Consider the following 25,014-nt stretch of genomic DNA (forward strand, 5'->3'; position numbering starts at 1 on the left):
CCATGCCGGCCGGCCCTGCGCTTTCCCGTCAATCGCACGACGAGCATCGGCGGACCCCCTCCCCGCATGCGGCCTACCTTCCCCTCTTCGCCCGAACGATGCCTGGCACGCTCCGCGCGCCAGACGATCAGAATGGAACCCCTATCCCTCTTTCGGTACAGACAATCGATGAACGTCCTTGACGCGGGCAGCGGCATGCAGTAGGTTCTCAGTCGAACATGAAGCGTACGAGCCAACGGAAGGGTGCCTATGCAGCGCGTTGTCAATGATCGGAAAGTGGCCATCGTCGGATGCGGGTTCGTGGGCTCGGCCACGGCGTTCGCGCTCATGCAGAGCGAGCTGTTCACCGAGATGGTGCTCATCGACGTCGATCGCGACCGCGCCGAGGGCGAGGCGCTCGACATCGCGCACGGCATGCCCTTCGCCGGCCCCATGAACATCTACGCGGGCGACTACGACGACGCGGTGGACGCGGCCATCATCATCGTCACGGCCGGCGCGAACCAGCAGCCCGGCGAGACGCGCCTCGACCTCGTGCACAAGAACGTGGGCATCTTCAAGTCCATCATCCCCGAGATCGCGCGGCGCGACTACCAGGGCATATTGCTGGTGGTGTCGAACCCGGTGGACATCCTCACGCACGTGGCGCTCAAGCTGTCGGGCATGCCCGAGAACCGCGTCATCGGCTCGGGCACCGTGCTGGACACCGCGCGCTTCAAGTACATCCTCGGCGAGCACCTCGGCGTGGACCCGCGCAACGTCCACGCGCGCATCATCGGCGAGCACGGCGACAGCGAGATCGCAGCGTGGAGCACGGCGAACGTCTCGGGCATCCCCGTGAACGACTTCTGCGAGCTGCGCGGCCATTTCGACCACGACGAGTCCATGCAGCGCATCGCCGAGGACGTGAAGAACAGCGCCTACGAGATCATCGCGAAGAAGAGGGCCACCTACTACGGCATCGCCATGTCGGTGAAGCGCATCTGCGAGGCCATCGTGCGCGACGAGAAGCCCATCCTGCCCGTGTCGAACTTCCAGCATGGCGTGCACGACCTGCACGACGTGGTGCTGTCGATGCCGGCCGTGGTGGGCAAGGACGGCATCGAGTACCAGGTGCCCTGCCCGCTGTCGACCGACGAGCTGGCAAGGCTGCAAGCGTCGGCGAAGGCGCTGCAGGAGGTCATCAGCGGGTTGGATCTGGGGTAGCTCCTACCGCCACTTCGTCCTGAGCTCCCAGAACGCTACGGCGCTGGCGGCCGCCACGTTGAGGGAGTCCACCTCGTGGTCCATGGGGATCTTCACCGTGTAGTCGCAGGTGGCGATCGTTGCGGGGGCCAGGCCGTCGCCTTCGGTGCCCAGCACGAGCGCGAGGCGGTCGGCATCGCGCAGACGCCGGTCGTGCAGGCAGAGCGCGTCGTCGGACAGCGCGAGCGCGGCCGTCGCGAAGCCCAGCGAGCGCAGCAGCGGCACGCCCTCGGTCGCCCACGCGCGCTCGCCCCCGATGCGCGTCCACGGCACCTGGAACACCGTCCCCATCGACACGCGCGCGGCGCGGCGGTACAGCGGGTCGTGGCACGAGGGCGTGACCAGCACCGCGTCGATGCCGAGCGCCGCAGCCGAGCGGAACACGGCCCCGATGTTCGTGTAGTTCGTAATGTCCTCGAGCACGGCCACCCGGCGCGCGTTCGCCAGGAGGTCGGGCACGCTCGGCAGCGGGGGCCGCTCGAACGCGGCCAGCGCGCCGCGCGTGACCTCGTAACCGGTCAGGGCATGGAACTGCTCGCGCGTGGCCACGAGCACCGGGAAGGCGGGGTCGCCGTCCAGCAGCGAATCGACGAGCGGCATCGTCTGGTCGAGCCACTTCTCCTCCATGAACAGCGAGCGCATCCGCACGCCGGCGGCCAGCGCGCGCTCGATGACCTTGCGCGATTCGCCGATGAACAGGCCGTGCACGCTGTCGGGGCAGTCGCGCAGCTGCGCGTCGGTCATGCCCGAGTACGCCGCGAGCCGCGGGTCGTCGAGGCCGTCGAGATGGATGATCGGCATGTCGTTTTCCTTTCAGTCGGCGACCATCGTACCACCGCGCGCCGCGATGCTCTATACTCGACTGATCCGATCAGGCACGTCACGCGAAGGGGATCCCCATGGCCGCAACCGTCAAAACGCTTATCGAGAACAACGGCGAACTCTACTGGGGCACGCGTCACGCGAATCCGGGATACCACTACGGCGTGGCGCTGGACGTCGTGGAAAACGGGCTGGTCGCACGCGTCGTCTACGTGATGAGCGACCTCGATGACGAAGACGGGGTGCTCGTCACGCCCGACACGCTCATGTCGTGCTTCACCGTGGACGATCTCGCGGAGCACGGCATCATCCCCAGCGAGCTCATGGAAGACGATGCCGACGACGACGTCAAAGGCTGGTACTGTATCGAGGAGTCGTTCTTCGACAAGGACGCCGTGGAGGAGCTGCAGCGCAGCAACGACCAGCTCGGCGGTTACCTCGACATCGTCTTGGGCATCATGACCATCTCGCCCGACGAGATAGCCGCCGGCATGCCCTCGCTTGAAGAAACGTCGTTCTTCGACCTGCTCGACGAGCTGGAAGGCATCTCGGAGCATATCGACCAGGGCAACCTCAAAAAGCCCCTCCCCTTCACGTTCCGCCTGATAGGCGATGCCCTGCTGGGCTGGCAGTTCGCCGACGAGGACGACTGGCGCTAGACGGGGACGTTCCCGTCAGCGGCGTTCGAGGAACCTCATCCATGCGCCCAGCTCGGAGCGCGCCTGCACGCGGCCGCGCTCGTAGTTGCGCGCGAGCTTCTCCACGTCGCGCTCGGTGTTCTTGACGCCCTGGTCGTTCGCGTAGAACACGTAGGCGCGGCCCTCGGCTTCCAGCTGATCGAGCCGGTCGAGCTCGGCGTCGTAGCGGCGGCTCCACGTGTTGAGCGCCTCCCGCATGCGGGGCCGGCGCCAGAAGAACGCGTCGTAGAAGCGCTTGGGCTTGAGCGGCCGTCGGAAGCCGCGCGGGCGCGTGCATACCACGAAGAACCTCCGCAGCCCATCGTCCAGCGCGCGCGGCACCATGATGCCGCCGCCCCGGCCGATGCCGCCGTCGTACAGCGCGCGCCCGTCGATGACGGTGGGCGGCAGGACGATGGGATAGCTCGTCGAGGCGCGGACGCGCTCCATGAGCGCAGCCTCCGTGGGGAAATCGTCGCGCGTGAAGTACACGGTCTCGCCCGTGTCGCGATCGATGGCCTGCATGGTCGCGCGCGCCGGGTTCGCCTGGAAGGCGTCGAAGTCGAACGGCAGCGCGCAGCCCGAGCGGGCCCGCGCGTCCCCGTGCAGCGCAGCGCTGACGCCGTCGGTGTCCACGAACGGGGTCACCCACCAGCGAAACGACAGGCCGTCGAGGCAGGTGGTGAACGAGGCCTCGTTGCGACGCGCGTCGCGCGAGAGGTAGTCGATCGCGTTCGTCGCGCCCGCGGACAGCCCGTACACGTCGTCGAAGAACAGCCCGCGCTCCAACATGACGCTGATCGCGCCGGCCGAGTACGAGTTGCGCATCCCGCCGCCCTCGAACACGAGGGCCACATCGTGCACGGTGCTCGTCAACATGCCCTGCCGCCTCCTTCGCCGCCGCTGCCGCCTGCGTACCCGTCCACGATACGCGAGCGCGCCCCGCGCCGAGCGCAAGCGCGAGCAACCGTCACCATGCCGGTGGGAAGCCGTAGCGCGGGGCAAGCAAACGGCAGGATGGCGGCCGTCATTCCCCGCGCACGAGGTCGAGCAGCTCCTGCTTGTTATGCACGTCGAGCTTGCCGTAGATGCGGCGCGAGTGGGTACGCACCGTGTTCTCCGACAGGTACAGCGTCTCGGCGATGTAGGGGCGCGAACGGCCCTTGCACAGGTACTGCATAATCTCGATTTCGCGCGGCGAGAGCCCGCGCCGCTCCCCCACCGCGCGGCAGCGCTCGTCGATGCCGTCCCCCTCGCCGATGACGCGATGCCCGTCGCCGTTCAGATCGGATAGCAGCAGCTGCACGTCGGGCGAGCGCGACGGCAGGAAGAACGCCACCATCACCACGGTCACCACGAGCATGAACGAGGCGATGGCGGGGTTGAGCGACTCCAGCCCGAGGAACGACGCGGCGCTGCGCCCCAGCCAATCGGGAAGCGAGTACAGCAGCATGCCCGGGCAGAACACCATGAACGGCTTGAACACGCCATGATGCGCCACGTTCGCCAGCCCCAGCCACAAGAACATCTTCGCCACCACCACGGCCGCCCCCGTGAACGCCTGGATGAACTGCGCCATGCCGAACGCCACGAGCATGAACAGCGCGAGCGCCATGAGCACGTACGTGAAACGCCACACGACGGTGATGTCGAGACGGCGGCGGCGCCCGAACACCCACCAGCAGGTGAACGCGCAGAACGCGAAAAGAATAGCCTGCGACAGCAGCGTGTACACCGGCGTGGCAGCCGCGCCGAAGCTGTAGTGGCCGGTGCCGTGCTTCAAGGTCATGTTGAGGATGGACCAGATGAAGAAGAATACCGCCATCGCCATCACGATGCGGCCGAACGAGGGAAGCGACGCGCGCGAGAACCACTGCTCGGCAGGACGCTCGTCGCCCGCATCGCGCAGGCGAACCGCAAGCATCCCCGTCGACAGGAACGGCAGCGCCAACATGAGCGCCATCGTCGCCGTCTCCGGCAAGAACGTCGTCACGCACTTCGCGGCAGCCACGAGCGCGATGGCCAGCAGCAGCGCGCGCGTCACCTCGTCGGTGGACGAGCGCGCGTAGCACGACCCCCAGCGCACGACCATCCACGTCTGAGCCGCCGCGAACAGCAGCAGCCCGCACACATCCGAAAACGGCCTCCCCACGCCCGCCCCTCCGAGCAGCACGACGAGCGAGCACGCGTACACGCTGGCGAACGCCCAGTCGAGCGCCCGCGCCACGCGCGCAGGAACGGAAATGCGCCACAAGACGGCGCAGGCGAGAACGGTGACCAGCACCACGGCACCCGACTTGTTGAGCCACCAGTACGAGAACGAGGCGTCGTAGGTCAGCGCGCTCACCCAGTTGGAGCACGTGTACCACACGAAGAACCCCACCGCCATCGCCACGGTGCCCGCCCGCACTTCCCACCGGTTCCGCTTCTCTTCCATCTCCATCCCTCCCCGTGCCGCATTATCGCACGGAACGGAACCCGCGTCCCTCCCCAACCGGGTGCGAGGACAAGTTCGCCCGATTCGGGCGACACGCTCACCAGGCCTTTACTCCGATCCGGGTCTCATCGCAAACGCTCGCATCGTCGTACGCTGAACCGGCAGAGGCACCGGAATCAAGGAGGAGACATGGAAAAGAACGACGCGCTCTCGCGGCGCAGCTTCATCAAGGCAAGCGGCATGGCCGCATTGGGCGCGGCCGCGCTCGGACTGGCGGGGTGCGGCCCGAAGCCGGCGCAGAACGCCGCCAACGACGCCGCGACGTCCGTGGCCGACATCTCATGGGACGAGGAGTACGACGTCATCGTGGTGGGCGCGGGCGCAGCCGGCCTCGCCACGGCCGCCGCGCTGGCAACCGAAGGAGAAGGGCTGACCACGCTGCTGCTGGAGAAGGGGTCGACGCCCACCGGCAGCGGCAACTCGCCGGTGTGCAGCGGGTCGTTCCACATCACCGACGACCCGGACAACTTCGCCCTCTACGTGAAAGCCCTCGTGGAAGGCTTCACCAGCACGCCCGCGTCGATGTACGAGACGTACGCGCAGGGCGCGGCCGAGAACTGGGAATGGCTCACGGGGCTCGGCATGTTCGAGAGCGACGTCAAGGTGACGCCGCAGGCCGGCAAAGCCGAGTACTTCGAGATCGAGCATTCGGACGCGTTCTCGAAATGCCAGTTCAAAAGCGACAACGCCGACCGTCCGAAGCACATCAGCGTCTTTCTGAGCGAATTCCTCGACCAGCACGAAGACGCCGTGACGCGCCTGACCAACGCGCCGCTCACCGCGCTCGTGCAAGACCCCGAGACGAGGGCGGTGCTTGGCGGCGTGTACGAGAAGGGCGGCAAGAGCGTCTATGCGAAGGCGCGCCGCGGCGTGGTGATGACGTGCGGCGGCTTCGAGAACGACCCCGAGATGCTGCAGGACTACCTGTCGTTCGAGCGCATGCACGCCGCCGGCGCCACCATGAACACGGGCGACGGCCACCGCATCTGCGCGAAGCTCGGTGCCAGCATGTGGCATATGAACAGCTTCGCGGGCGCCTGGTCGAACGGCATCAGCATCGACGGCGAGAAGATGATGGCCTACCGCTCGCTGAAGAAGGCCCAGGGCATCGTCGTGGGCATCAACGGCCGCCGCTTCTACCAGGAATGGGAAGGCACGACGATGTTCGCTCCTGGCGAGGAGGGGCCGCTCGAGCTCCATTACGGCTGCCGCCACGGCCACCAGAACTTCGGCGGCGATTGGCGCTGCTTGCCGCTGCCTCCGAAGCAGTGGTTCGTCTTCGACTCCGAGGGCCTGAAGTACAGCGCGTACCTCGGCGCGAACTCCACGAGCAACACGTTGCAGAACCAGACCGATAAGTCCGAGAACGATCCGAGCATCGACCCCGTGGCCGACGGCTATGCGTACACCGCGGAGAGCATCGAGGAGCTGGCCGTGCAGATCGAGGTTCCCGTCGACGAGCTGGTGAACACGGTGAACCGGTGGAACGTTTCGTGCGACAACGGCGAGGACGAGCAGTTCCATCGCCCGGCAGACCAGCTGACGCCCGTGCGCACGCCTCCGTTCTACGCCATCGAATGCATCCCCGAGGTGCTCAACACCGACGGCGGCCCGCGCCGCAACGAGAAGGCTCAGATCATCGACGTGGACGGCGAGCCCATCCCCAACCTGTACTCGTCGGGCGAGTTCGGTTCCATCTGGGCTTCGAAGTACCAGGGCAGCGGCAATATCACCGAATGCATGGTGTTCGGCCGCATAGCCGCCCGCGAGCTCATCGCGAAGGAATAGAACCCTCCGAAACGCCCCGCGCCGCACGCCCCTCCCTCCCACGTGCGGGCTTTTAGAAGCCCGCACGTGTTTGCCTAGTCGGAAGCGGGCGATCTCGCAAACAGCCCTTCGCGCTTCGCCCCCACTGCGGAGCACCTACCGAGCAAAGTCCTCCAGGTATGCACCCCTTTGGCACGAAAATCAGCCGAAAACGTCTTGGTCGTCGAGTTATGCACCCTTAGCAGACAGTGCGCAAAGAGGCAAGGATACAGTCCTCCACGCTGAACAGGCACTACATGAAATGCATGTTCGAAAACCCGTGCCGTGCGCGCTATCTTGGCTGCCAGAGGGGTGCATAACTCAAGAACCTCTCCCAAACCTGTCGGATCTGGCCACGGACGGGCCACGCGAACGGGCAGGCGCTCGCACTCGAAGAGGCTGCTGGTTGACGAGGGGCCGCCTCAGGCGAAGTCGAGCAGCGCGCGGCTGGTTTGGGCTATGCGGGCGGCCAAGGCGTCGACGGGTGTGCGGCGCAGTTCGGCGAGGGTTTCGAGCAGGGCGGCCAAGCGGGCGGCCTCGGCGGCGGGATCGTAGGGCTCGCCGGCCTCGGACGGGGCGTCGGTTTCCAGCAGCAGGCGCTCGGCGGGGACGGCCTGCGCGTAGGCGCGGCCGCGCTTCGCGGCCAGCATGCGCGGGTTGACGGAGCAGAAGCACCCTGCGCGCAGGGCCCGCTGCAGCTCGTCGGACGTCCCCGAGAACCAGTGGAATATGCAGGCGTTGCCCGCCAGCGCCCCCGCGCGCTCGAGCACGTCGAGCACCTCGCCCGCCGCGCGCACCGCGTGGATCGACAGCACCTTCCCGCCGCCCGCGCACGCCCGCGCCACGCGCTCGAACGCCGCGACCTGGGCCTCGCGCGCAGCCGCACGATCGCCCGCGAAGTCGAGGCCGACCTCGCCGATGAAGCGCTCGTCCGCGGCCAGCCGCTCGAACAGCGCCACGTCCCGCTCGTCGCAGCTGCCGTCGGCGATCCACCAGGGATGCAGCCCCAGCCCCACGCGCACGGCATCGCAGGGCGCCAGCAGCTCAGCGGCGCGCGCGTAGCCCCGCGGCGTCACCGTCACCGAGAACGCCCCCATCCCGCGCGCGGCCAGCGCGCGCGCCGCCGCCTGCGCGTCGGGAGCGAAGTCCAGGTGGCAATGCATGTCGAACAGCGCCGGCCCGCTCATGCGCGCCCCTCGCCCTCGCCCGCGTCCGCGCCGTCGCGCTGCCCCACGCCCGCGAGCGTGCACAGCACCTCGCCGGCGATCATCTGACCCATGATGGGCGGCACGAACGAGGCGGTGCCCAGGTTCGACCGCTCGCGCCGCTCGGCGCCTTCGCGCACGGGCACGGCCACCGGCTGCTCGCACGAGTACAGCACGCGCAGCTGCCGGATGCCGCGCTTGCGCGCCTCCTTGCGCATGATGCGGCACAACGGGCAGTTCACCGTGTCGAACACGTCGGCGAACCGGAAGCAGTCGGGCCGCAGCTTGTTCGCCGCGCCCATGCTGCTGACGAGGCGCACGCCGTGCGCGTCGGCGTACTGCGCGACGGCCAGCTTCGCCGAGATCGTGTCGATGGCGTCCACCACGTAGTCCACGCGGTGGGCGTAGGCGCCCAGGAACGCCGGCACGTTCTCGGCCAGCACGAACTCGTCGAGCGCTTCCACCTGCGCGTCGGGGTTGATGTCGGCGATCATGCCGCGCGCGACGTCCACCTTCTTGCGGCCGATGGTGCTGCGAAACGCGATGGCCTGGCGGTTGATGTTGCTGGCCTGCACCACGTCGTGGTCCACCACGATGAGCCGGCCCACCCCGCCGCGGGCGAGCGCCTCGACGCAGTTCGAGCCCACGCCGCCCACGCCCAGCACCATGACGGTGGACTCCGCGAGGCGCGCGAGCCCGTCGCGCCCCATGATCAGTTCGAGTTTCGAGGTGGCGGTGTCGCCGGTTGCCGTCATGCGCGTCCTTTCTGTCGGCGACCATGGTAGCACGGCCGCGCGCGTGCGCCTACGCCGGGGCGCCGATCCCCAAACGCGCGAGGTCGGCGGCGAAGCGCTCGGCCGGCAGGCCGAGGCCCTCGAAGCCGGCCGCCCGGCACGCCATCCGTTCGTTGGCGAGGCGGCACAGCTCGAGCGGGAACGGCGCGCCCTCGTCGAGCGGAAGGGGCAGCGAGAGCGGCAGCAGCTTGTCCACGAGCACGTTGAGGAACGCGACGGGCCGCCGACCGTGCGTGCGCGTCACGTCCGTCGCGCCGCCGAAGAACAGGTACGCGTCGATCGCGCCCTCGTCGAACCCGCTGGCCGCAAGCGAGGCGCGCAGCGCCGCGAGCGCAACGCGCTCCCAATCGCGCCACTCCCCCGGCTGCATGCACGCGAACGCCGCGAACCGGTTGCTCGCGTTCGCCAACAGCAGCATGTCGCAGCCGCCGAGCGCCACGCGATGCGCCTCCCAGCAGAACAGCAGGTCGTCCACTTCGCCGTACGGCGGCCGCGGCAGGCGCAGGTGGCGCTGCAGGGGTATGGTGATGCCGAGCTCCACGCGCTACCCCGTCGCCTGCGCGGGACGCAGCCACGACTCCCACGCATCGGCCTCTCGCTGCGCCTGCGCGTACCCGCGCTCGTAGGCCGCCTGCAGCTTCGCGTAGCTCGTCTCCTTGTTCGACACGGGCATCTCCTCGGGATAGAACACGCACGCCGCGCCCTCGCGCTCGAGCCGCTCCACCTCGTCGCACAGCGCGTTGTAGGGGCGCCAGCGCTCGACGGTGCGCGTGGCCACCGCCGGATACGTCCGAAATGCGGTGCGGAACAGGGCCCGCACGGGCGCGGCGAGGGGCTTCTTGCGGTAGCCGCGCACCTGCGAGCGGATGATGAAGAACCGCTCGAAGCCGTCGCGTCGCGCCGCGTCGAGCAGGATGCCCCAGCTCTCGCCCATGCCGCCGTCGAGGTACGTGCGCCCGTCGATCGTCGTGGGCGGCATGAACAGCGGCATCGTGGAGCTCGCGCGCACGCGCAGCATCATGGCGCGCATCGTGGGCATGTCGGCTTTCGTCCACGCGGCCGTGGCGCCCGCCTCCGCGTCGAAGCCCTCGATGTGCACGTCGGCGGGATTGCGCCGGAACGTCTCCCAATCGAACGCCATCGTGTCGCCCGAGCCCGCGTGCTCCTCGGCGATGCCCTCGTACAGGTACGGGGCGTTGAAGTAGCCGGTGCCGCGCGCGAAGCTGCCGAGACCGCCGAAGCGCGGGTCCTTCACGAGATCGACGAACGACGCCTTCGTGCGCGCGATGTCGCGCGACACGTAGTTCACCGTGTGGCTGGAACCGGCGGAGATGCCGTAGACGCGGCCGAAGTTGAGCTGCCGCTCGAGCAGCGTGACCACCGCGCCCGCCGTGTAGCTGGCGCGCATGCCGCCGCCCTCGATGATGAGCGCGACGTCGGGGATGTTGACGGCGAGGGATTCCATACCGGCCAGTATACCCCTTGCCGCGCCGTTACGCCGCCGCGGCCCCTGCGGTCGCGGCCGTGGCCGGCTGGGCGGAGCCGAGGGTGCCGGACGCGCCGGAGCCCGTCGTCGATCCGGCCGTGCTTCCGGAGCCCGTCGAGCCGCTCGCGCTGCCCGAGCCGGAGCCGGAACCGCCGCTGGAGCCGTCGCTGCCCGTGTTGGGCGTCGCGCCGCCCGAGCCCGTATCGCCGCTGCCCGAGCCGCTGCCGCTGCCCGACGAGCCGTCGGAGCCCGTGGAGCCGCCCGAACCCGACGACCCCGTGTCCGAACCGGAGCCCGAGCCCGACGACGAACCGGACCCCGACGACCCCGACCCCGAGCTCGACCCGGAATCGGTTCCCGAGCCGGAGCCCGAGCCCGACGAGCCCTGATCGCCCGACGAGTCCTTGTTCTGGTCCTTCGAGGAGTCCTTGGACGCGTCGTCCTTCGTCCCGGACGAGGAGGAGCCCGACGAAGCGTCGGTGCCGGACGAAGCGGCCGGCGCATCGTCGACCGGCTGGCTGCGCGACGGCAGGATGGGGTCGGTCTTCGCGCCCACGCCCTGGCCGGCCGACACGAAGTCGACGACGAACGCCGACACCGCCACGGCCAGCAGCGCCGACACGATGGACACGATCACCACGCCGCGCTTGAACTTCTTCTTGCGCTGGCGCTCGGCGCGCGCCCGCCGCACGGCCGCGTCGCCGCTGAGCGAGGCGTCGTCCGCGCGCGGCGTGCGGGTGCGCGACGGGGCCGTCGGCAGCGCCGTCGTCTCGGCGGCGTCGAGCCGCGCGGTCGCCGCGGCGTGCGATGCCGCGTCCGCGCGCTCGCCCGCGCCCGTTCCGCCTTCCGCATCCGCGCCTTCGCCCGCGTCGTCCTTCGAGCCCTTCGCCCCCATCGCCGCCGTCTCGCCGGGATGCAGGTCGCGCAGCTTGTCGGCCGAGCGCTGCAGGAACTTCTTGTACAGCTGCGATGCCACGGCCGACACCACGGAGCCCACGCCCACGCCGATGACCGAGCCGTAGATGCCGATCTGGGAAGCCAGCAACATGGAGGTGACCGCGGCTAACGCACCGGCAGCCACCTGCGCCAACGACAGATCGTCGAAAAGGCCGCCCTTCTTGGTCCCCTCGTCGCTTGCCCGCTGCGCCATCGCACGTCCTCCTCGCGTCGTTCTCGCCGGCGCCCATCGCCGGTCTCTCCCTTCGAACATACCCGAGGAATATGAAGCCCGTACGTTCTCCACCCAAACGTTACCGTCAAGCCACAGAACCCTCGCAACGCCCCCCTCGCGCCCCGCCGCGCCAAGTTTCTGGACGCAAAACGGCACCCATGACAATTCCGAAGGGAGAAATCGTGCGGTGAACGAGCAGAGGGGTTTCGCCACCTGGGCTTTTGTGCGTCACCGAAGCGATACGGCAGTCGAATGCATCCCAAAATTGTCATGGGTGCCGTTTTGCGCCCAGATCGCCGGTGCCGCCGTCCGGGCGCCGCTCCCTACACCACCACGAGCAGCCCGAGCAGCACGACGGCGATGCCGCTCATGAGGTTCACGGCGTCGTTGGTCACCCAGGCGTAGCCGGACACGAGCGCGGCCTGCGCGCCGCACGGCGGCGTCTCCACGAGGTCGTCCTCGCCGTCGCCCGGGCACCGGTACTTCGCCTGCATGAGCACGCCCAGCAGGCTGTCCACGAGCGAGCCCACAATGCCGCACGCGACGATGAAGAAGAACGCGTCGGGCCCGGTGGGCAGCGCGTAGCCGAACGCGTGGAACAGCAGCATGGCCAGAAACGCCGAGGTCGCCGACCCGACGACGGTGGCCGCGAGCCCCAGCGGGCTCACGCCGCCCGACAGCCCGCGCTGCATCGGCTCGCGCGTGAGGATGTTCACGGGCGGCCGGCGGCTGTACACGCCCACCTCGGACGCCCACGTGTCGGCGGTGCTGGCCGCCAGCGCGCCCGACGCGAGGATGAGCAGCCACGGGTCGCCCAGCGCCGTGTAGGCCAGCGCGCACGCGAGGAACGGCACGCTGTTCGCCAGCACCTGCCGCAGCTTGCGCGGGCCGCCGTGCTTGCGCGACGCGGGAGCGCCGCCGTCGCGCTTCGCCGCGCGGCGCGCCATGAGCTTCGAGGCGATGTTCGAGCTGCCGAAGAACCACATGAGCAGCAACCACAGCGGCCAGCCGCCGATGGCGAACGCGAGCGTGCCCACCGCCACGGCGCCGAGGCCGCCCGGCACGGTGAGCAGCCGCAGCCGAAACGACGTGAGCGCCACCGCGCCGGACAGCAGCATTCCTACGAGCGCGGGCGTGTACGCCGCCGCGGGCAGGAACGCGACCGCGTACAGCGCCGACACGCCCAGCGGCACGAACAGGTTGTCGAGCCCGTCCACGGAGAACAACTCCAGCAGCGTGGCCGCCGCCGCCAACACGAGCGCGATGCCCGTGGCCATCGGCACGCCGGACGTCACCAGCACGGCGGCGCACGACGCGAAGCTCGCGAGGAACATCGTCGCGCTTCCCACGAAGGTCTTGCCCGGCGCGCCGGGCACACTCCGCTTCCCGAACCGCTTGCCGAACACGGCGGCGAACCCGTCGCCGAACGCCATGCAGAAGATGCCGAGCGCGCCCACGTACGGCGCGCCGATGCCGAACGAGAACAGCGCGAGCGCCGTCAGCGACACGGCGTAGTACACCGTGCCCGGCGTGTCCTCGCCGCCGTCGCGCTCCATGAACGTCAGCTTCTGCCGACGGTACGCGTACGCGTTCACGAGGACGAACGTGGCGGGCAGCACCGCCGCCCACACGGCCGAGGTGAAGAACCCCGCCGCGATGAGCCACCAGCCGCCCAGCGCGATGTGCACGAGCTTGCGGGTGGCCTCCGACGTGGCGCCGCGGCGCGCGGCCAGGCTGGAGGCGCCCAGCACCGCCAGCACGTACGCGAGCGAGACGCCCAGGCCGATCAGGTTCTCCATCATCGCCCTCCCTCCTCGAGCGCGCGCACGGCGTCGCCCACCAGCTGCGCCGCGGCGTCCTTCGGCACGGCGGCGCGGCGCTCGAAGCACTGGTAGCCGCCCGCGCGCACCTCGTCCAGGATGCCGCGGTACAGGTACAGCGACGACAGCGTGGGCAGCCGGCTGTCGCCGTCGAGCGCGAACACGTCGCGCTCCATGGGCCGGTACAGCTCCTCCGAGCGGCGCGCCACCGCCTCCCACGCGTCCCGGAACGACCCGTCCACCACGTGCGCGCGCAGGCGCTCCGGCCCGTACGACGCCGCTTCCAGCACGCGGGCGGGCAGGTAGACGCGCCCGTTGGCCAGGTCCTCGCCCACGTCGCGCAGGATGTTGGTCAGCTGCATGGCCACGCCGAGCGCCACCGCGCTGTCGCGCAGGCGATCGTCCACCGCAGAGCCGGCGTGCAGGATCGGCAGCAGCATGAGCCCCACCGAGCCCGCCACGAAGTAGCCGTACTCCTCCAGGTCGCCCATCGTCTCGGGCTGGCGGAACGCCAGGTCGCGGCGCTGCCCCTCCAGCATGTCGAAGAAGGGCGCCGCCTCCAGGTCGAACAGGGAGCACACGGCGTCGAGCGCGCGCCACAGCGGCGCGTCGGGCACGCGCCCCGCGAAGAAGCCCACGAGATCGTCGTTCACCTGCTCGAGCTTCGCCGCGCTGGCGTCGACGTCGACGCAATCGTCGGCCAGGCGGCAGAACGCGTACAGCGCGTACACGCTCTGGCGCTTCGGTTCGGGCAGCAGCGAGAACGCCCGGTAGAAGCTGTTGGAGTTCCGTTCGATCACGCTCTCGCACCAGGCGAAATCGTCGGCGCGGTCGGCGAACGCGCTAGGAGACGCGGTCATCGCGCATCAACTCCTCCACCGCCAGCTTCGCGCTCATCAGCACGATGGGCACGCCCGCGCCCGGATGGACGCTGCTGCCGCAGAAGTACAGGCAGTTGCAGTCGGCGGCCTTGTTGTGCGGCCGCCAGTAGTTGCTCTGAGCGAGCGTCGGCCGCAGGCCGAACGTCGCGCCGTCGTAGGCGTTGAAGCGCTCGGCGAAGTCGAGCGGCGTGTAGGCGCGCTCGAACACGATGTGGTCGCGCACGTCCTCGTACACCGTCTCGCGCTCCATGAGGTCGAGCACCTGGTCGCGATAGCGCGCCACCTCCGCGTCCGTCCAGCGCGGCGACGCGGGCGACAGCGGCGGCACCGGCACGAGCACGTACAGCGTCGAGCAGCCTTCGGGCGCGAGCGAATGGTCGAGCGACGAGGGCGCGTAGCAGTAGAACGACGGGTCGTCGGGGAAGCGCGCGTCGTCGAAGATGTCGTCGATGTTGCGCTCGAAATCGGAGGCGAACCTGATGGAGTGCACGGCGTCGGAAGGATAGCGCTTGTCCAGGCCGAGGTACAGGATGAAGCACGAGCAGGAGTACTCCATCTCCTCGATCTTCTGCGGCGTGTACTTGCCGCGCGCGTCGGCCTCGTCCACGAGCTGCGTGATGGCGTACGGGAAGTCGGCGTCGCACACGAGGTAGTCGGCGTAGTGCGTGGCGCCGCCCGCCTCCACGCCGCACGCGCACCCGTTCTCCACCACGATGCGCTCCACCGGCGTGGACATGCGCAGGTCGCCGCCCTGTTCGAGGAACAGCCGCCCCAGCGCCTGCGCCATCGTGTACATGCCGCCCTTCATGAACCACACGCCGTACACGAGCTCGATCATGGGGATGATCATGTACAGCGACGGCCCCTCGAACGGCGAGATGCCGATGTAGAGCGTCTGGAACGCGAGTGCCTTGCGCAGCCGGTCGTCGCGCACGTGGCGCGCCACCGACGAGTACGCGTCGCCGAGCGTGTGGAGGCGCACGCCGGCCACGAGGCTCTTCGGGTTGTAGAAGTCGGAGGGCTTGCGAAACGAGCGCTGCAGGAAGTTGTCCTTCGCGATGAGGTAGCGCTTGTACAGCAGCGCCAGGTACTCGAAGTAGCCCTGCGCGTCCTTCTCGCCGATGGCCTCGACGGTTGCGGTGATGGACGCGAGGTCGTTCGACAGGCGCATGCGGTCGCCGGGGCCGAAGGAGATGTCCATGAGCGGCTCGACCTTCTCCATGGGGATGTAGTCGTCCGCGTCGCGGCCGCACGCCTCGAACACCTCGCGGTACAGCTCGGGCATCATGACGATGGTCGGCCCCACGTCGAAGGTGAACCCGTCCTCGCGGATCTGGTTCATCTTGCCGCCCACGAGCGGCTCCTTCTCGAAGAGCGTCACCTCGTATCCGGCGTGCTGCAACCGCACAGCCGCCGCCAAGCCGGCCACGCCGGCGCCGATCACGATAACCCGTTTCATGCAACTCCTTCGGTGGAACCTCGATACGCTGTCCGGTCATTGTATGGCGCGCGCATCGCTTCCCCGGAGCGGAAAAGTCATCGTGATCTAACTCGTTAGGGCCTCGTCACACCCGCGTTAGATAGCGGGCACGGGCAGCGGGCCGGGCTCGCCGGCCAGGTCGGCGAGCGTGACGCCGTCCACGTAGCGCTCGATGACGCCGTCGAGGCCGGCCCAGAAGCGCACGGTGGTGCATTCCCCCGCGCGCGGGCAAGCCATGCCCTCCTCCAGGTCGAGGCACGCGACGGGAGCCGTGGTCCCCTCGACGGCGCGCAGCACGTCGCCGGCCTTGATGGCGGCGGCCTCCTGGGCCAGCGCGTAGCCGCCGCCCTTGCCGCGCACGCTGCGCAGCAGGCCCGCCTGCACGAGCGGGCGGGCGAGCTGCTCGAGGTACTTGAGCGAGATGTCCTCGCGCTCCGACACCTCGCGCAGGGCGACCTTGCCCTCCGCGCCGGCGCGCGCCACGCACACCATGAGCCGCAGCGCATAGCGCCCTTTCGTCGATACGAGCATCCGTCGTCCTTTCCGTTTTCGCTTCCGTTTCGCGTGCCGCGCGCATGAGCGCGCCCGCGCGACGGTCCCGCGTTCCTCCCTGCGGATGTTTCACGTGAAACATCCGTTCGTGCTGCGCCCAGCAGGCGGTCAACCTTCTCGCAACCGGCCATCCACGAGCGGCGGGCGCCCGGAAGGGGCAGCCGCCGAAGCGGTAGGGTTGCCCTGTTTCTTTGGCGCGACGAAAGCCGTGGGGCCAGCCCGTCCCGCATCGCGCCGATCGCGCGCCGCGCCCGTCGCGCCCGTCGCGAATCGGCGCGGAACACGCGCATCGGCTCGCAAACGCATTCCCGCGCCATAGAGACGGGAACCGCAAGCCACGCTTCGCGCCAAGGAGGCGGCTTCGACCGGTTTCCGTAAATTCTAGCAAACAAGTAGGATTAAGTCTTGACAATTTCTCGCTTGCCCTTATCTTAATCCTAGCAAAACTATATGATTAACGAAAGGCACAGCACATGACGACCACGACGCGCGATACGCTCCTCTCCGTCCGCGGGCTTTCCGCCTCGGCCGACGAAACCCCCATCCTGCACGGCATCGACCTCGACGTGGGCGCGGGCGAGACCCACGTCATCATGGGCCCGAACGGCGCGGGCAAGTCCACGCTCGGCCACGTCGTCATGGGCGACAACGCCTACACGGTGGACGGCGGCACGGTCGAGTTCGACGGCCAGGACATCACCGACCTCTCCCCCGACAAGCGCTCGCGCGCGGGGCTGTTCCTCAGCTTCCAGGCGCCCGTCGAGATCCCCGGCGTGCCGCTGTCCAGCTTCCTGCGCGCCACGATGGCCGGACGCGACGGCGAGCTCAAGGGCAAGCAGTTCAAGAAGCACGTGCGCGCGCTGGCCGACGAGCTGGACATGGACCCGTCGTATCTCGACCGCGAGCTGGGCGTGGGCTTCTCGGGCGGCGAGAAGAAGAAGCTCGAGATGCTGCAATTGCTGTTGCTGCGCCCCAAGCTGGCCATCCTCGACGAGACGGACTCGGGCCTCGACGTGGACGCGCTCGGCGTGGTGTCGCGCGGCATCGACGCGTACCGCCGCACCACCGGCGGCGCGCTCGTGGTGATCACCCACAACACGCGCATCCTCGAGCACCTCGACGTCGACCGCGTGCACGTCATGGTGCGCGGCCGCATGGCTGCCGAGGGCGACGCGTCGCTCATCGACGCCATCGACGAGCAGGGCTTCGAGCAATTCGAGCAGATCGAGCGCTAGGAGGCCCACATGCCAGCAGAAAACCGCACCTACGTCGAAGACGTCGACCGCACGCTGTACGACATCAGCGACGCGACCGACGCCTCCCGCTACCTCGACGCGGGCCTCACGCCCGACATCGTCCGCGAGATCTCGGCCAAGAAGGACGAGCCGTCCTGGATGCTCGACTTCCGCCTGAAGGCGCTCGACACCTACCAGCGCATGGAGGCGCCCGACTGGGGCCCCGGCCTCGAGGGCCTCGACATGGACCACATCGTGACGTACGTGCAGCCGAACGCCGAACAGGCGAGCGATTGGGACAGCCTCCCCGACGACGTGAAGAACACGTTCGACCGCCTGGGCATCCCCGAGGCCGAGCGCGCCTACCTGGCCGGCGTCGGCGCGCAGTACGACTCCGAGCTGGTGTACCACAACATGCAGAAAACGGCCGCCGACATGGGCATCGTCTACTCGGGTATCGAGGAGGCGCTGCGCGAGCCGAAGTGGGAGGCGCTCATCCGCGAGAAGTTCATGACGCTCATCCCGCCCACCGACCACAAGTTCGCCGCGCTGCACGGCGCGGTGTGGAGCGGCGGCTCGTTCGTCTACGTGCCGAAGGGCGTGCAGCTGGACTTCCCCCTGCAAAGCTACTTCCGCCTGAACGCGAAGGGCGCGGGGCAGTTCGAGCACACGCTGATCATCGTGGAGGACGACGCCAGCCTGCACTTCATCGAGGGCTGCTCGGCCCCGAAGTACAACGTGGCGAACCTGCACGCCGGCGCGGTGGAGCTGTTCGTGGGCAAGCGCGCCTCCCTGCGCTATTCCACGATCGAGAACTGGTCGAAGAACATGTACAACCTCAACACGAAGCGCGCCGTGGTGGAGGAAGGCGGCGCCGTCGAGTGGATCAGCGGGTCGTTCGGCAGCCACGTGGGCTACCTCTACCCCATGTCCATCCTCGCCGGGCGCAAGGCGACCAGCAGCTTCACCGGCATCACGTTCGCCGGCGCGGGCCAGAACCTCGACACCGGCTGCAAGGTGGTGCTGGCCGCGCCCGACACGTCGGCCACCGTGGAGACGAAGTCCATCTCGAAGGGCGGCGGCGTCTCGACGTTCCGCTCGTCCATCGTGGCCACCGAGAACGCTCGAGGCGCCGCAGCCAGCGTGTCGTGCCAGTCGCTCATGCTGGACGACCTCAGCCGCTCGGACACCATCCCGGCCATGGACATCCGCTGCAAGCACGTGGACATCGGCCACGAGGCCACCATCGGGCGCATCGGCGACGACAAGGTGTTCTACCTGATGAGCCGCGGCGTGTCGGAAGAGGAGGCGCGCACGATGATCGTGAACGGCTTCGCCGACCCCGTGTCGAAGGAGCTGCCGCTCGAGTACGCCGTGGAAATGAACAACCTGATCAAGCTTGAAATGGAAGGGGCCATCGGATAATGGGAACCCTCACGATAGAACACGCGAACGCGATGCCCGCCCCCACGTGGCACCGCCTGCACATGAACGATGCGGACATCGAGCTGCCCAGCGGACTTGCGTCCGCCCAGCAGGTTGAGGTGTCATGCGAGGAAGGGCTGCGAGGGGAAGCTGATGCGTTCGATCGCGCGCTCCGCTCCATGGCCGACCCCCTTCTCTTGGCCGCGCAGGGGCTCTCCCCCGTTGAACCCGCGAGCGTCCCGACATCGGCTGCGCACCAGGTTGACGACCAAGGAACCCTCCCTGCAGCCATGGAGGATGGGACGACAGCCATGGAGGATGGGGCTCTCTCCCTCTATCAGCAGCAGGCGCTTGAGAACCTTTACCTCGCCCCTTCCGACGTGTTCACCACGGGCATGGGGGACGAGGCGCGGGAGTACCTCGAGTTCGTGGCGGGCGAGCCTATCGTGCTCGCCACGCGCCCCGGCGAGCGCACCTGCGCCACGGTGCGCGTCGAGGGCGTGGACGGCGCGGCCAACGCGGCTGCCATCGACGTCGTGGCCGCTCCGGGCTCGTCGCTGTCGCTGGCCATCGCGCTCGACTCGCCCGCCCCGGGCACCGGCGTCGTGGGCACGCGGCTGCGCGTGTTCGCCGGCGCCGACGCGCACGTGGACGTCAGCTGCACGCAGACGCTCGACGACTCGTGGATCGCCCTCGACGACGCGGGCATCGTGGCCGACGAGCGCGCCCGCGTGCAGGTGCGCCACATCGTGCTGGGCGCGGGCCGCTCCTACACGGGGCTCGACGCCGACCTACGCGGCGACGACGCGCGCCTCGACATCGACACGCGCTACCTGGGGCACGGCGCCCAGCAGCGCGACTTCAACTACGTCGCCCACCAGCGCGGGCGCCGCACCGTCTGCAACCTCGACGCGAACGGCGTGCTGGCGGGCCGATCGAGCAAGACGCTGCGCGGCACCATCGAGCTCGTGCACGGCTGCAAGGGCTCCGTCGGCTCCGAGCAGGAGACGGTGCTTTTGGCCGACGAGCGCGTGGTGAACCGCACCGTGCCGGTCATCCTCTGCGACGAGGACGACGTGGCCGGCAACCACGGCGCCACCATCGGCCACGTACGCCCCGAGCAGCTGCTCTACCTGGCCAGCCGCGGCATCTCCCCCGACGACGCCGAGCGCCTGTTCATCACCGCCACGTATCAAGGAGCGGCCATCGACGCGCCCGACGAGCGCACCCGCGCCGCCGTCGCCCGCCTCGCCGCAACCCGCGGCATCGCGCTCGAGGAGGCCGTCGCATGAGCGCCCGCGCAACCGACCCCGCCAACATCGCCGCGAACCCCTACCAGCAGGACTTCCCCCTGCTGGCGGCCAACCCCGACCTCGCCTTCCTCGACAGCGCGGCCACGGCCCAGCGCCCCGCCGTCGCCCTCAACGCGCAGCGCGCCTTCTACGAGACCATGAACGCGAACGCGCTGCGCGGCCTCTACCGCCTGTCGGTGGAGGCCACCGAGGCCATCGAGGAGGCCCGCGCCCACGTCGCGCGGTTCATCGGGGCCGCCGACGCGCGCGAGATCGTGTTCTGCCGCAACGCGAGCGAGGCGCTCAACCTCGTGGCGCTCGCCTTCGCGCCCACCGTGCTCGAGCCGGGCGACGAGGTGTGCATCACCATCATGGAGCACCACTCGAACCTCATCCCCTGGCAGCAGGCGTGCCGCGCCGCGGGCGCGCGCCTCGTGTACCTCTTCCCCGACGAGGACGGCGTGATCTCGGAGGCGGAGCTCGACGCGAAGATCGGCCCGCGCACGAAGATCGTCGCCGCCGCCCAGGTGTCGAACGTCCTCGGCATCGAGAACCCTGTTCCGGCCATGGCCCGACGCGTGCACGCGCACGGGGGCTTCATGGTGGTGGACGGCGCGCAATCGGTGCCGCATATGCCCGTGAACGTGCAGGAGCTCGGCTGCGATTTCTTCGCGTTCTCGGCGCACAAGGCGCTCGGGCCCTTCGGCGTGGGCGTGCTGTGGGGCAAGCTCGACCTGCTGGAGGCCATGCCGCCCTTCCTCACGGGCGGCGAGATGATCTCGTCGGTCACGCAGGACGGGGCCGTATGGGCCCCGGTGCCCGAGAAGTTCGAGGCCGGCACGCAGGACGCCGCCGGCATCGTGGGCACCGCCGCCGCGCTCGGCTACCTCGAGGGCATCGGCTGGGACGCGCTGCAGGCGCGCGAGCAGGCGCTCGTGCGCGCCGCCATGGAGCGCATGGCGGCGCTGCCGTACATCGAGATCATCGGCCACCCCGACCCGGCGCAGCACCACGGGGCCATCAGCTTCAACGTGCGCGGCATCCACCCGCACGACGTGGCCAGCATCCTCGACGAGCACAACGTGGCCATCCGCGCGGGGCACCACTGCGCCCAGCCGCTGCTCGCCTGGCTGGGCGTGGAGTCGTGCTGCCGGGCGTCGCTCGCGTTCTACAACGACGAGGGCGACATCGACGCGCTCGTCGCCGGCTTGGATACCGTCTGGAGGACGTTCAATGGCTAGCATCTACACCGCGGCGCTCATGGAGCACAACGCGCACCCCGACTACAAGTACCAGATGGACGAGCCCACGTGCACGCACGACGGCGTGAACCCCAGCTGCGGCGACGAGCTGACGCTGGCGCTGCGCCTGAGGGGCGACGTGATCGAGGAAGCCGCCTTCACCGGCCACGGCTGCGCCGTGAGCCAGGCGGCCGCCGACATGATGGCCGACCTCGTCACCGGCGAGACGGTCGACGAGGCGCGCCGCCTGAGCGGCCTCTACCTCGACATGATCAAGGGCCGCCCGCTCACCGACGAGGAGCGCGCCGACCTCGACGAGGCCGCCGAGCTCGAGTCCATCGCCCGCATGCCCGCCCGCGTCAAGTGCGCCGAGCTCGCCTGGCGCACCCTGGAGAAGCTGCTCGAAAAGGAGACCTCCCGATCCGAATAGCCTCCCATTATCCGAGAATTGCTTTCCGGAAGACTATCGCTTTCAATTGCATCGAGCAGAGCTCGACGAAGCTTGGAGTGCCAATCTGACACTTTAAGCTTCGTCGAGGGTTACGGAGGTAGGCGCACGGCATCTTGCAACGCCTCGACGCGCCCTCCCCTGCACCGCCCGATGTCGCCCGAAGGGGCCGACCCCGGCACAGCGCATGATCCTGAAAATAGGATAACCCCTTCCTCCGCCATACCTATTAATCATAGTATTCGTATGATAATATAGACAATATGAAGGAGGATACTGGGGGAATCCGGACGCGGCCATCGCCTTGCATTCACCTTTCGACATGTCGTTCTGCACAGCACGTAGGGAATGGGGATCCCCTTACTCGAACGATCATGGGGAGGAGCAGCCACTGAATGATCTTTCTCGTTTTCACGCAGGAAACATCAACTCTGTGGAACAAGGGGGTATGAGACATGAGTCTGAATACCAGCACTGAAACCGCGTCCCAAGCGAGCTTTGGCCGACGGACGTTTCTCAAAGGGTCGGCGGCGGCTTTAGGGCTCGTCGCCCTGTCAGGAGCCGGATGCGCTCCGAAACCGGAGCTCGAGGAGGCTGTACAACCCGTAGAGCCTCCTGACGAGCGAATCTTTCAGGGGATCTGCCGAGGGAACTGCGGAGGCGGATGCTGCATGAACGTGCACGTCCGCGAGGGCAAAGTCGTGAAAACCTCGGTGAAGCCTCAGGAGAATCCCCTCGATACGCGCATCTGCCAGCGCGGGCTGACCCAAGCGCAAAGGATATACGCTCCCGAGCGTATCGAGTACCCCATGCGACGCGTGGAGGGCACCGCGCGCGGCGAGGAAGCATGGGAACGTCTCACCTGGGACGAAGCCATCGAATACATCTGCACGAAATGGAAGGGCTACCTCGCGGAGTACGGGCCCGCCAGCATCGGTCAAACCTTCGGGGCGGGCACGTACGCCTACAATTACTTCGTGTACTCGCGCCTGTTCAACCTGCTCGGCGGCACGACCTATCAGCAGGGCTACGATATGGGAGCGCTTGAGCAGGGCTGGCGCATGTACGGCATGGCCACCTACCTCATCGGCAATCATCCGCGCGACGTCCTCGATTCGAAATATATATTCACCTGGGGGGCCAACACCACCATCTCGCAGATGGCCCGCTGGCCCTACCTCCTCGAAGCGTTCAAGAACGGCGCCAAGCACATCGTCATCGATCCCAACTACACCGACGCGGCGGCGAAAGCGGACCTATGGGTGCCCATCAAACAGGGAACCGATGGCGCCTTGGCCATGTCGATGGTCAAAGTCGTCATCGACGAAGGCCTCCAAGACGACGAGGCCCTGATGAAGTACACCGTCGCACCCTATCTGGTCAAGAGAGGCACCAACAAGTTCCTCCGCATGAGCGATTTCGGGACGGAGCCCCAAGAAGGCCCCCTCAACCCCATGACAGGCCAACCGACCGTCATCGACCCCATCGTCGTCGTAGACGAAACCGGAAAGCAGGGCACGCTCGAGGAAATCGCCTCGCCGGCCATTCGCGGCAGCTTCACGCTTGACGGACACGAAGTTACCACCGCATTCGACATGCTCGTCGAGCGCATAGCCGAATGGACCCCGGAAAAGGCCGCGGAAACATGCGGCGTTCCGGCCGACACCATCCGCGAGCTTGCGCGGATGTACGCCGAGGGGCCGACCAACCTCAACGTCGGGTTCGGAAACGACCATTGGGGCAACGGCGCCAGCATCACGCATTGCCAGATGACGCTGCCGCTCGTCACCGGCCAATTCGGAAAGCCGGGTGCCGGCGTGGGCGGTGCCCAAGGCGGATCGAGCTCGGGCTGGGCGGCCGCCAACATGGCCGGCCTCCTCTATCCCGAAGGCGCAATCGGGGGGCTTTCGACGACGCTGCTCTACCTTCCCCAGATCATGGAGACGGGGACGTACGGCGACATGCCGTTCCCGGTCAAGAGCCTGTTCTGCTACTGCTCGAACCCCCTGGCGTGTCACACCGACCGCAACGCCCTCATCAAGGCGCTCGACAAGGTGGAGCTGTTCGTGTTCGTCGACACGATCATGAACGACACCGCTCGATACGCCGACATCATCCTACCGGCACCGCACTGGTTCGAATACGAGACGATCTCGACCACACCGGGCATGACGTGCGATTTCAACGAAAGGGCAATCGAGCCGCAGTTCGAATGCAAGGACGACGTCGAAATCGCGCGACTGCTGGGCATAGGCATGGGCCTGAAGGGGATGGACCTGACCACCGACGATTACCACAACATCCTCCTCGACAGCGACGGTGCCCGGGCATTGGGCCTGGATCTCGACACGGTGAAGGATAAGAAGCGCATCCAGGTCCTTCCCGAAACGTATCTGTACGGACGCGACGAGAACCCCTTCGTCACCTCGTCGGGCCGCGCCGAGTTCTTCCTCGAAGACGTGAAGCCCCGCTACGACTACGGTCAGCAGCTCGACACGGTTCTGCTGTCGCTCCCCTTCTACGAAGAACCCATCGAGGCCTATGAGAGCAATCCGCTGCGGGAAACCTATCCGCTGACGATCCTCACGCACCGCGACAAGTTCAAAGTCCACTCGACGTTCGCCCTGAGCCCCATCCTCACGGAGCTGCAGCCCGAACCGACGGTCGAGATAAACCCGGACGACGCCCAGGAACGCAACATCGTCGAAGGGGATTATGCGCGCGTATTCAACGATCGGGGAAGCGTCGTCATGAAAGCCCATCTCGATCCCAGCATGCGGCCCGGGCTCGTCTGGACCGAGCACACCTGGCTCCAAGAGCAGTACAAAGAGGGCCATTACTCCGAATTGACCTCGATAGCTACGCGCGATTATTACCCCACGAACCATCCGTTCGATACGCTGTGCCAAATCGAGAAGGCATAGGGAGGGAGGCATC

Annotated in this window: 21 protein-coding genes; 9 read left to right on the plus strand and 12 right to left on the minus strand. The window is 68.0% G+C overall.

All coding sequences use genetic code 11. The features are described from left to right. Positions 1 to 249 precede the first annotated feature (249 nt). Complete coding sequence (locus H8S61_RS12185) at positions 250 to 1,206, plus strand: L-lactate dehydrogenase (protein WP_186939166.1); 957 nt, start codon at positions 250 to 252, stop codon at positions 1,204 to 1,206. A gap of 3 nt (positions 1,207 to 1,209) precedes the next feature. Here the strand turns inward: H8S61_RS12185 and H8S61_RS12190 are convergent, their stop codons facing one another. Continuing rightward, a complete protein-coding gene (locus H8S61_RS12190) occupies positions 1,210 to 2,046 on the minus strand; it encodes a TrmH family RNA methyltransferase (protein ID WP_186939167.1) in 837 nt (278 codons plus the stop codon). Positions 2,047 to 2,144: 98 nt separating this feature from the next. Between H8S61_RS12190 and H8S61_RS12195 the strand changes: the two genes are divergently transcribed. Beyond that, positions 2,145 to 2,726, plus strand: coding sequence for a hypothetical protein (locus tag H8S61_RS12195; protein WP_160942676.1), 582 nt, complete (start codon positions 2,145 to 2,147; stop codon positions 2,724 to 2,726). 15 nt (positions 2,727 to 2,741) lie between these two features. Here H8S61_RS12195 and H8S61_RS12200 read toward each other — a convergent pair whose 3' ends face one another. Beyond that, entirely contained in the window at positions 2,742 to 3,623 is an 882-nt protein-coding gene (locus H8S61_RS12200) for a patatin-like phospholipase family protein (RefSeq protein WP_186939168.1), read from the minus strand. A gap of 148 nt (positions 3,624 to 3,771) precedes the next feature. Further along, positions 3,772 to 5,181 (minus strand): response regulator transcription factor, encoded by a 1,410-nt coding sequence (locus tag H8S61_RS12205; RefSeq protein WP_186939169.1) that lies wholly within the window; start codon positions 5,179 to 5,181, stop codon positions 3,772 to 3,774. 189 nt (positions 5,182 to 5,370) lie between these two features. Between H8S61_RS12205 and H8S61_RS12210 the strand changes: the two genes are divergently transcribed. Continuing rightward, a complete protein-coding gene (locus tag H8S61_RS12210; RefSeq protein WP_186939170.1) occupies positions 5,371 to 7,029 on the plus strand; it encodes an FAD-dependent oxidoreductase in 1,659 nt (552 codons plus the stop codon). A gap of 440 nt (positions 7,030 to 7,469) precedes the next feature. Here the strand turns inward: H8S61_RS12210 and H8S61_RS12215 are convergent, their stop codons facing one another. The 9 genes from H8S61_RS12215 to H8S61_RS12255 form a co-directional block, all read right to left on the minus strand. Continuing rightward, a complete protein-coding gene (locus tag H8S61_RS12215) occupies positions 7,470 to 8,234 on the minus strand; it encodes a TatD family hydrolase (protein ID WP_186939171.1) in 765 nt (254 codons plus the stop codon). Next, positions 8,231 to 9,007, minus strand: a complete 777-nt coding sequence (locus H8S61_RS12220) for a tRNA threonylcarbamoyladenosine dehydratase (protein ID WP_186939172.1) — start codon at positions 9,005 to 9,007, stop codon at positions 8,231 to 8,233. The genes H8S61_RS12215 and H8S61_RS12220 overlap by 4 nt, the downstream gene beginning before the upstream one ends. A gap of 49 nt (positions 9,008 to 9,056) precedes the next feature. Next, positions 9,057 to 9,587 (minus strand): DUF6933 domain-containing protein, encoded by a 531-nt coding sequence (locus H8S61_RS12225; RefSeq protein WP_186939173.1) that lies wholly within the window; start codon positions 9,585 to 9,587, stop codon positions 9,057 to 9,059. A 3-nt stretch (positions 9,588 to 9,590) separates the two neighbouring features. Further along, complete coding sequence (locus H8S61_RS12230; protein ID WP_186939174.1) at positions 9,591 to 10,511, minus strand: patatin-like phospholipase family protein; 921 nt, start codon at positions 10,509 to 10,511, stop codon at positions 9,591 to 9,593. Positions 10,512 to 10,539: 28 nt separating this feature from the next. After that, positions 10,540 to 11,682: a hypothetical protein gene (locus H8S61_RS12235; RefSeq protein WP_186939175.1), complete on the minus strand. Its 1,143-nt coding sequence runs from the start codon at positions 11,680 to 11,682 to the stop codon at positions 10,540 to 10,542. A gap of 344 nt (positions 11,683 to 12,026) precedes the next feature. Continuing rightward, positions 12,027 to 13,505 carry a DUF92 domain-containing protein gene (locus tag H8S61_RS12240; protein WP_255466597.1) on the minus strand — a complete coding sequence of 493 codons (1,479 nt, stop codon included), beginning with the start codon at positions 13,503 to 13,505 and terminating at the stop codon, positions 12,027 to 12,029. Beyond that, entirely contained in the window at positions 13,502 to 14,383 is an 882-nt protein-coding gene (locus tag H8S61_RS12245; protein WP_186939176.1) for a phytoene/squalene synthase family protein, read from the minus strand. Before H8S61_RS12245 ends, H8S61_RS12240 begins: the two co-directional genes overlap by 4 nt. Continuing rightward, on the minus strand, positions 14,367 to 15,863 hold the full coding sequence (locus H8S61_RS12250; protein ID WP_186939177.1) for a phytoene desaturase family protein: 1,497 nt from the start codon (positions 15,861 to 15,863) through the stop codon (positions 14,367 to 14,369). The genes H8S61_RS12245 and H8S61_RS12250 overlap by 17 nt, the downstream gene beginning before the upstream one ends. A gap of 117 nt (positions 15,864 to 15,980) precedes the next feature. Beyond that, positions 15,981 to 16,415, minus strand: a complete 435-nt coding sequence (locus tag H8S61_RS12255) for an RrF2 family transcriptional regulator (RefSeq protein WP_160942665.1) — start codon at positions 16,413 to 16,415, stop codon at positions 15,981 to 15,983. A 494-nt stretch (positions 16,416 to 16,909) separates the two neighbouring features. Here H8S61_RS12255 and sufC point away from each other — a divergent pair, with 494 nt between their 5' ends. The 6 genes from sufC to H8S61_RS12285 all read left to right on the plus strand — a co-directional run bounded on the left by sufC (position 16,910) and on the right by H8S61_RS12285 (position 25,001). Further along, on the plus strand, positions 16,910 to 17,671 hold the full coding sequence (gene sufC / locus H8S61_RS12260) for a Fe-S cluster assembly ATPase SufC (RefSeq protein WP_186939178.1): 762 nt from the start codon (positions 16,910 to 16,912) through the stop codon (positions 17,669 to 17,671). Between the two features lie 9 nt (positions 17,672 to 17,680). After that, entirely contained in the window at positions 17,681 to 19,096 is a 1,416-nt protein-coding gene (gene sufB / locus H8S61_RS12265; RefSeq protein WP_160942663.1) for a Fe-S cluster assembly protein SufB, read from the plus strand. Between the two features lie 311 nt (positions 19,097 to 19,407). After that, positions 19,408 to 20,388, plus strand: a complete 981-nt coding sequence (locus tag H8S61_RS12270) for a SufB/SufD family protein (RefSeq protein ID WP_255466598.1) — start codon at positions 19,408 to 19,410, stop codon at positions 20,386 to 20,388. Continuing rightward, positions 20,385 to 21,629 carry an aminotransferase class V-fold PLP-dependent enzyme gene (locus H8S61_RS12275; protein WP_186939180.1) on the plus strand — a complete coding sequence of 415 codons (1,245 nt, stop codon included), beginning with the start codon at positions 20,385 to 20,387 and terminating at the stop codon, positions 21,627 to 21,629. The genes H8S61_RS12270 and H8S61_RS12275 overlap by 4 nt, the downstream gene beginning before the upstream one ends. Further along, positions 21,622 to 22,059: a Fe-S cluster assembly sulfur transfer protein SufU gene (sufU, locus tag H8S61_RS12280; protein WP_160942660.1), complete on the plus strand. Its 438-nt coding sequence runs from the start codon at positions 21,622 to 21,624 to the stop codon at positions 22,057 to 22,059. Before H8S61_RS12275 ends, sufU begins: the two co-directional genes overlap by 8 nt. A 473-nt stretch (positions 22,060 to 22,532) precedes the next feature. Next, on the plus strand, positions 22,533 to 25,001 hold the full coding sequence (locus H8S61_RS12285) for a molybdopterin-dependent oxidoreductase (protein ID WP_186939181.1): 2,469 nt from the start codon (positions 22,533 to 22,535) through the stop codon (positions 24,999 to 25,001). The last annotated feature ends 13 nt before the right edge of the window (positions 25,002 to 25,014 follow it).

The organism is Eggerthella hominis (assembly GCF_014287365.1).
Lineage (GTDB): Bacteria > Actinomycetota > Coriobacteriia > Coriobacteriales > Eggerthellaceae > Eggerthella > Eggerthella guodeyinii.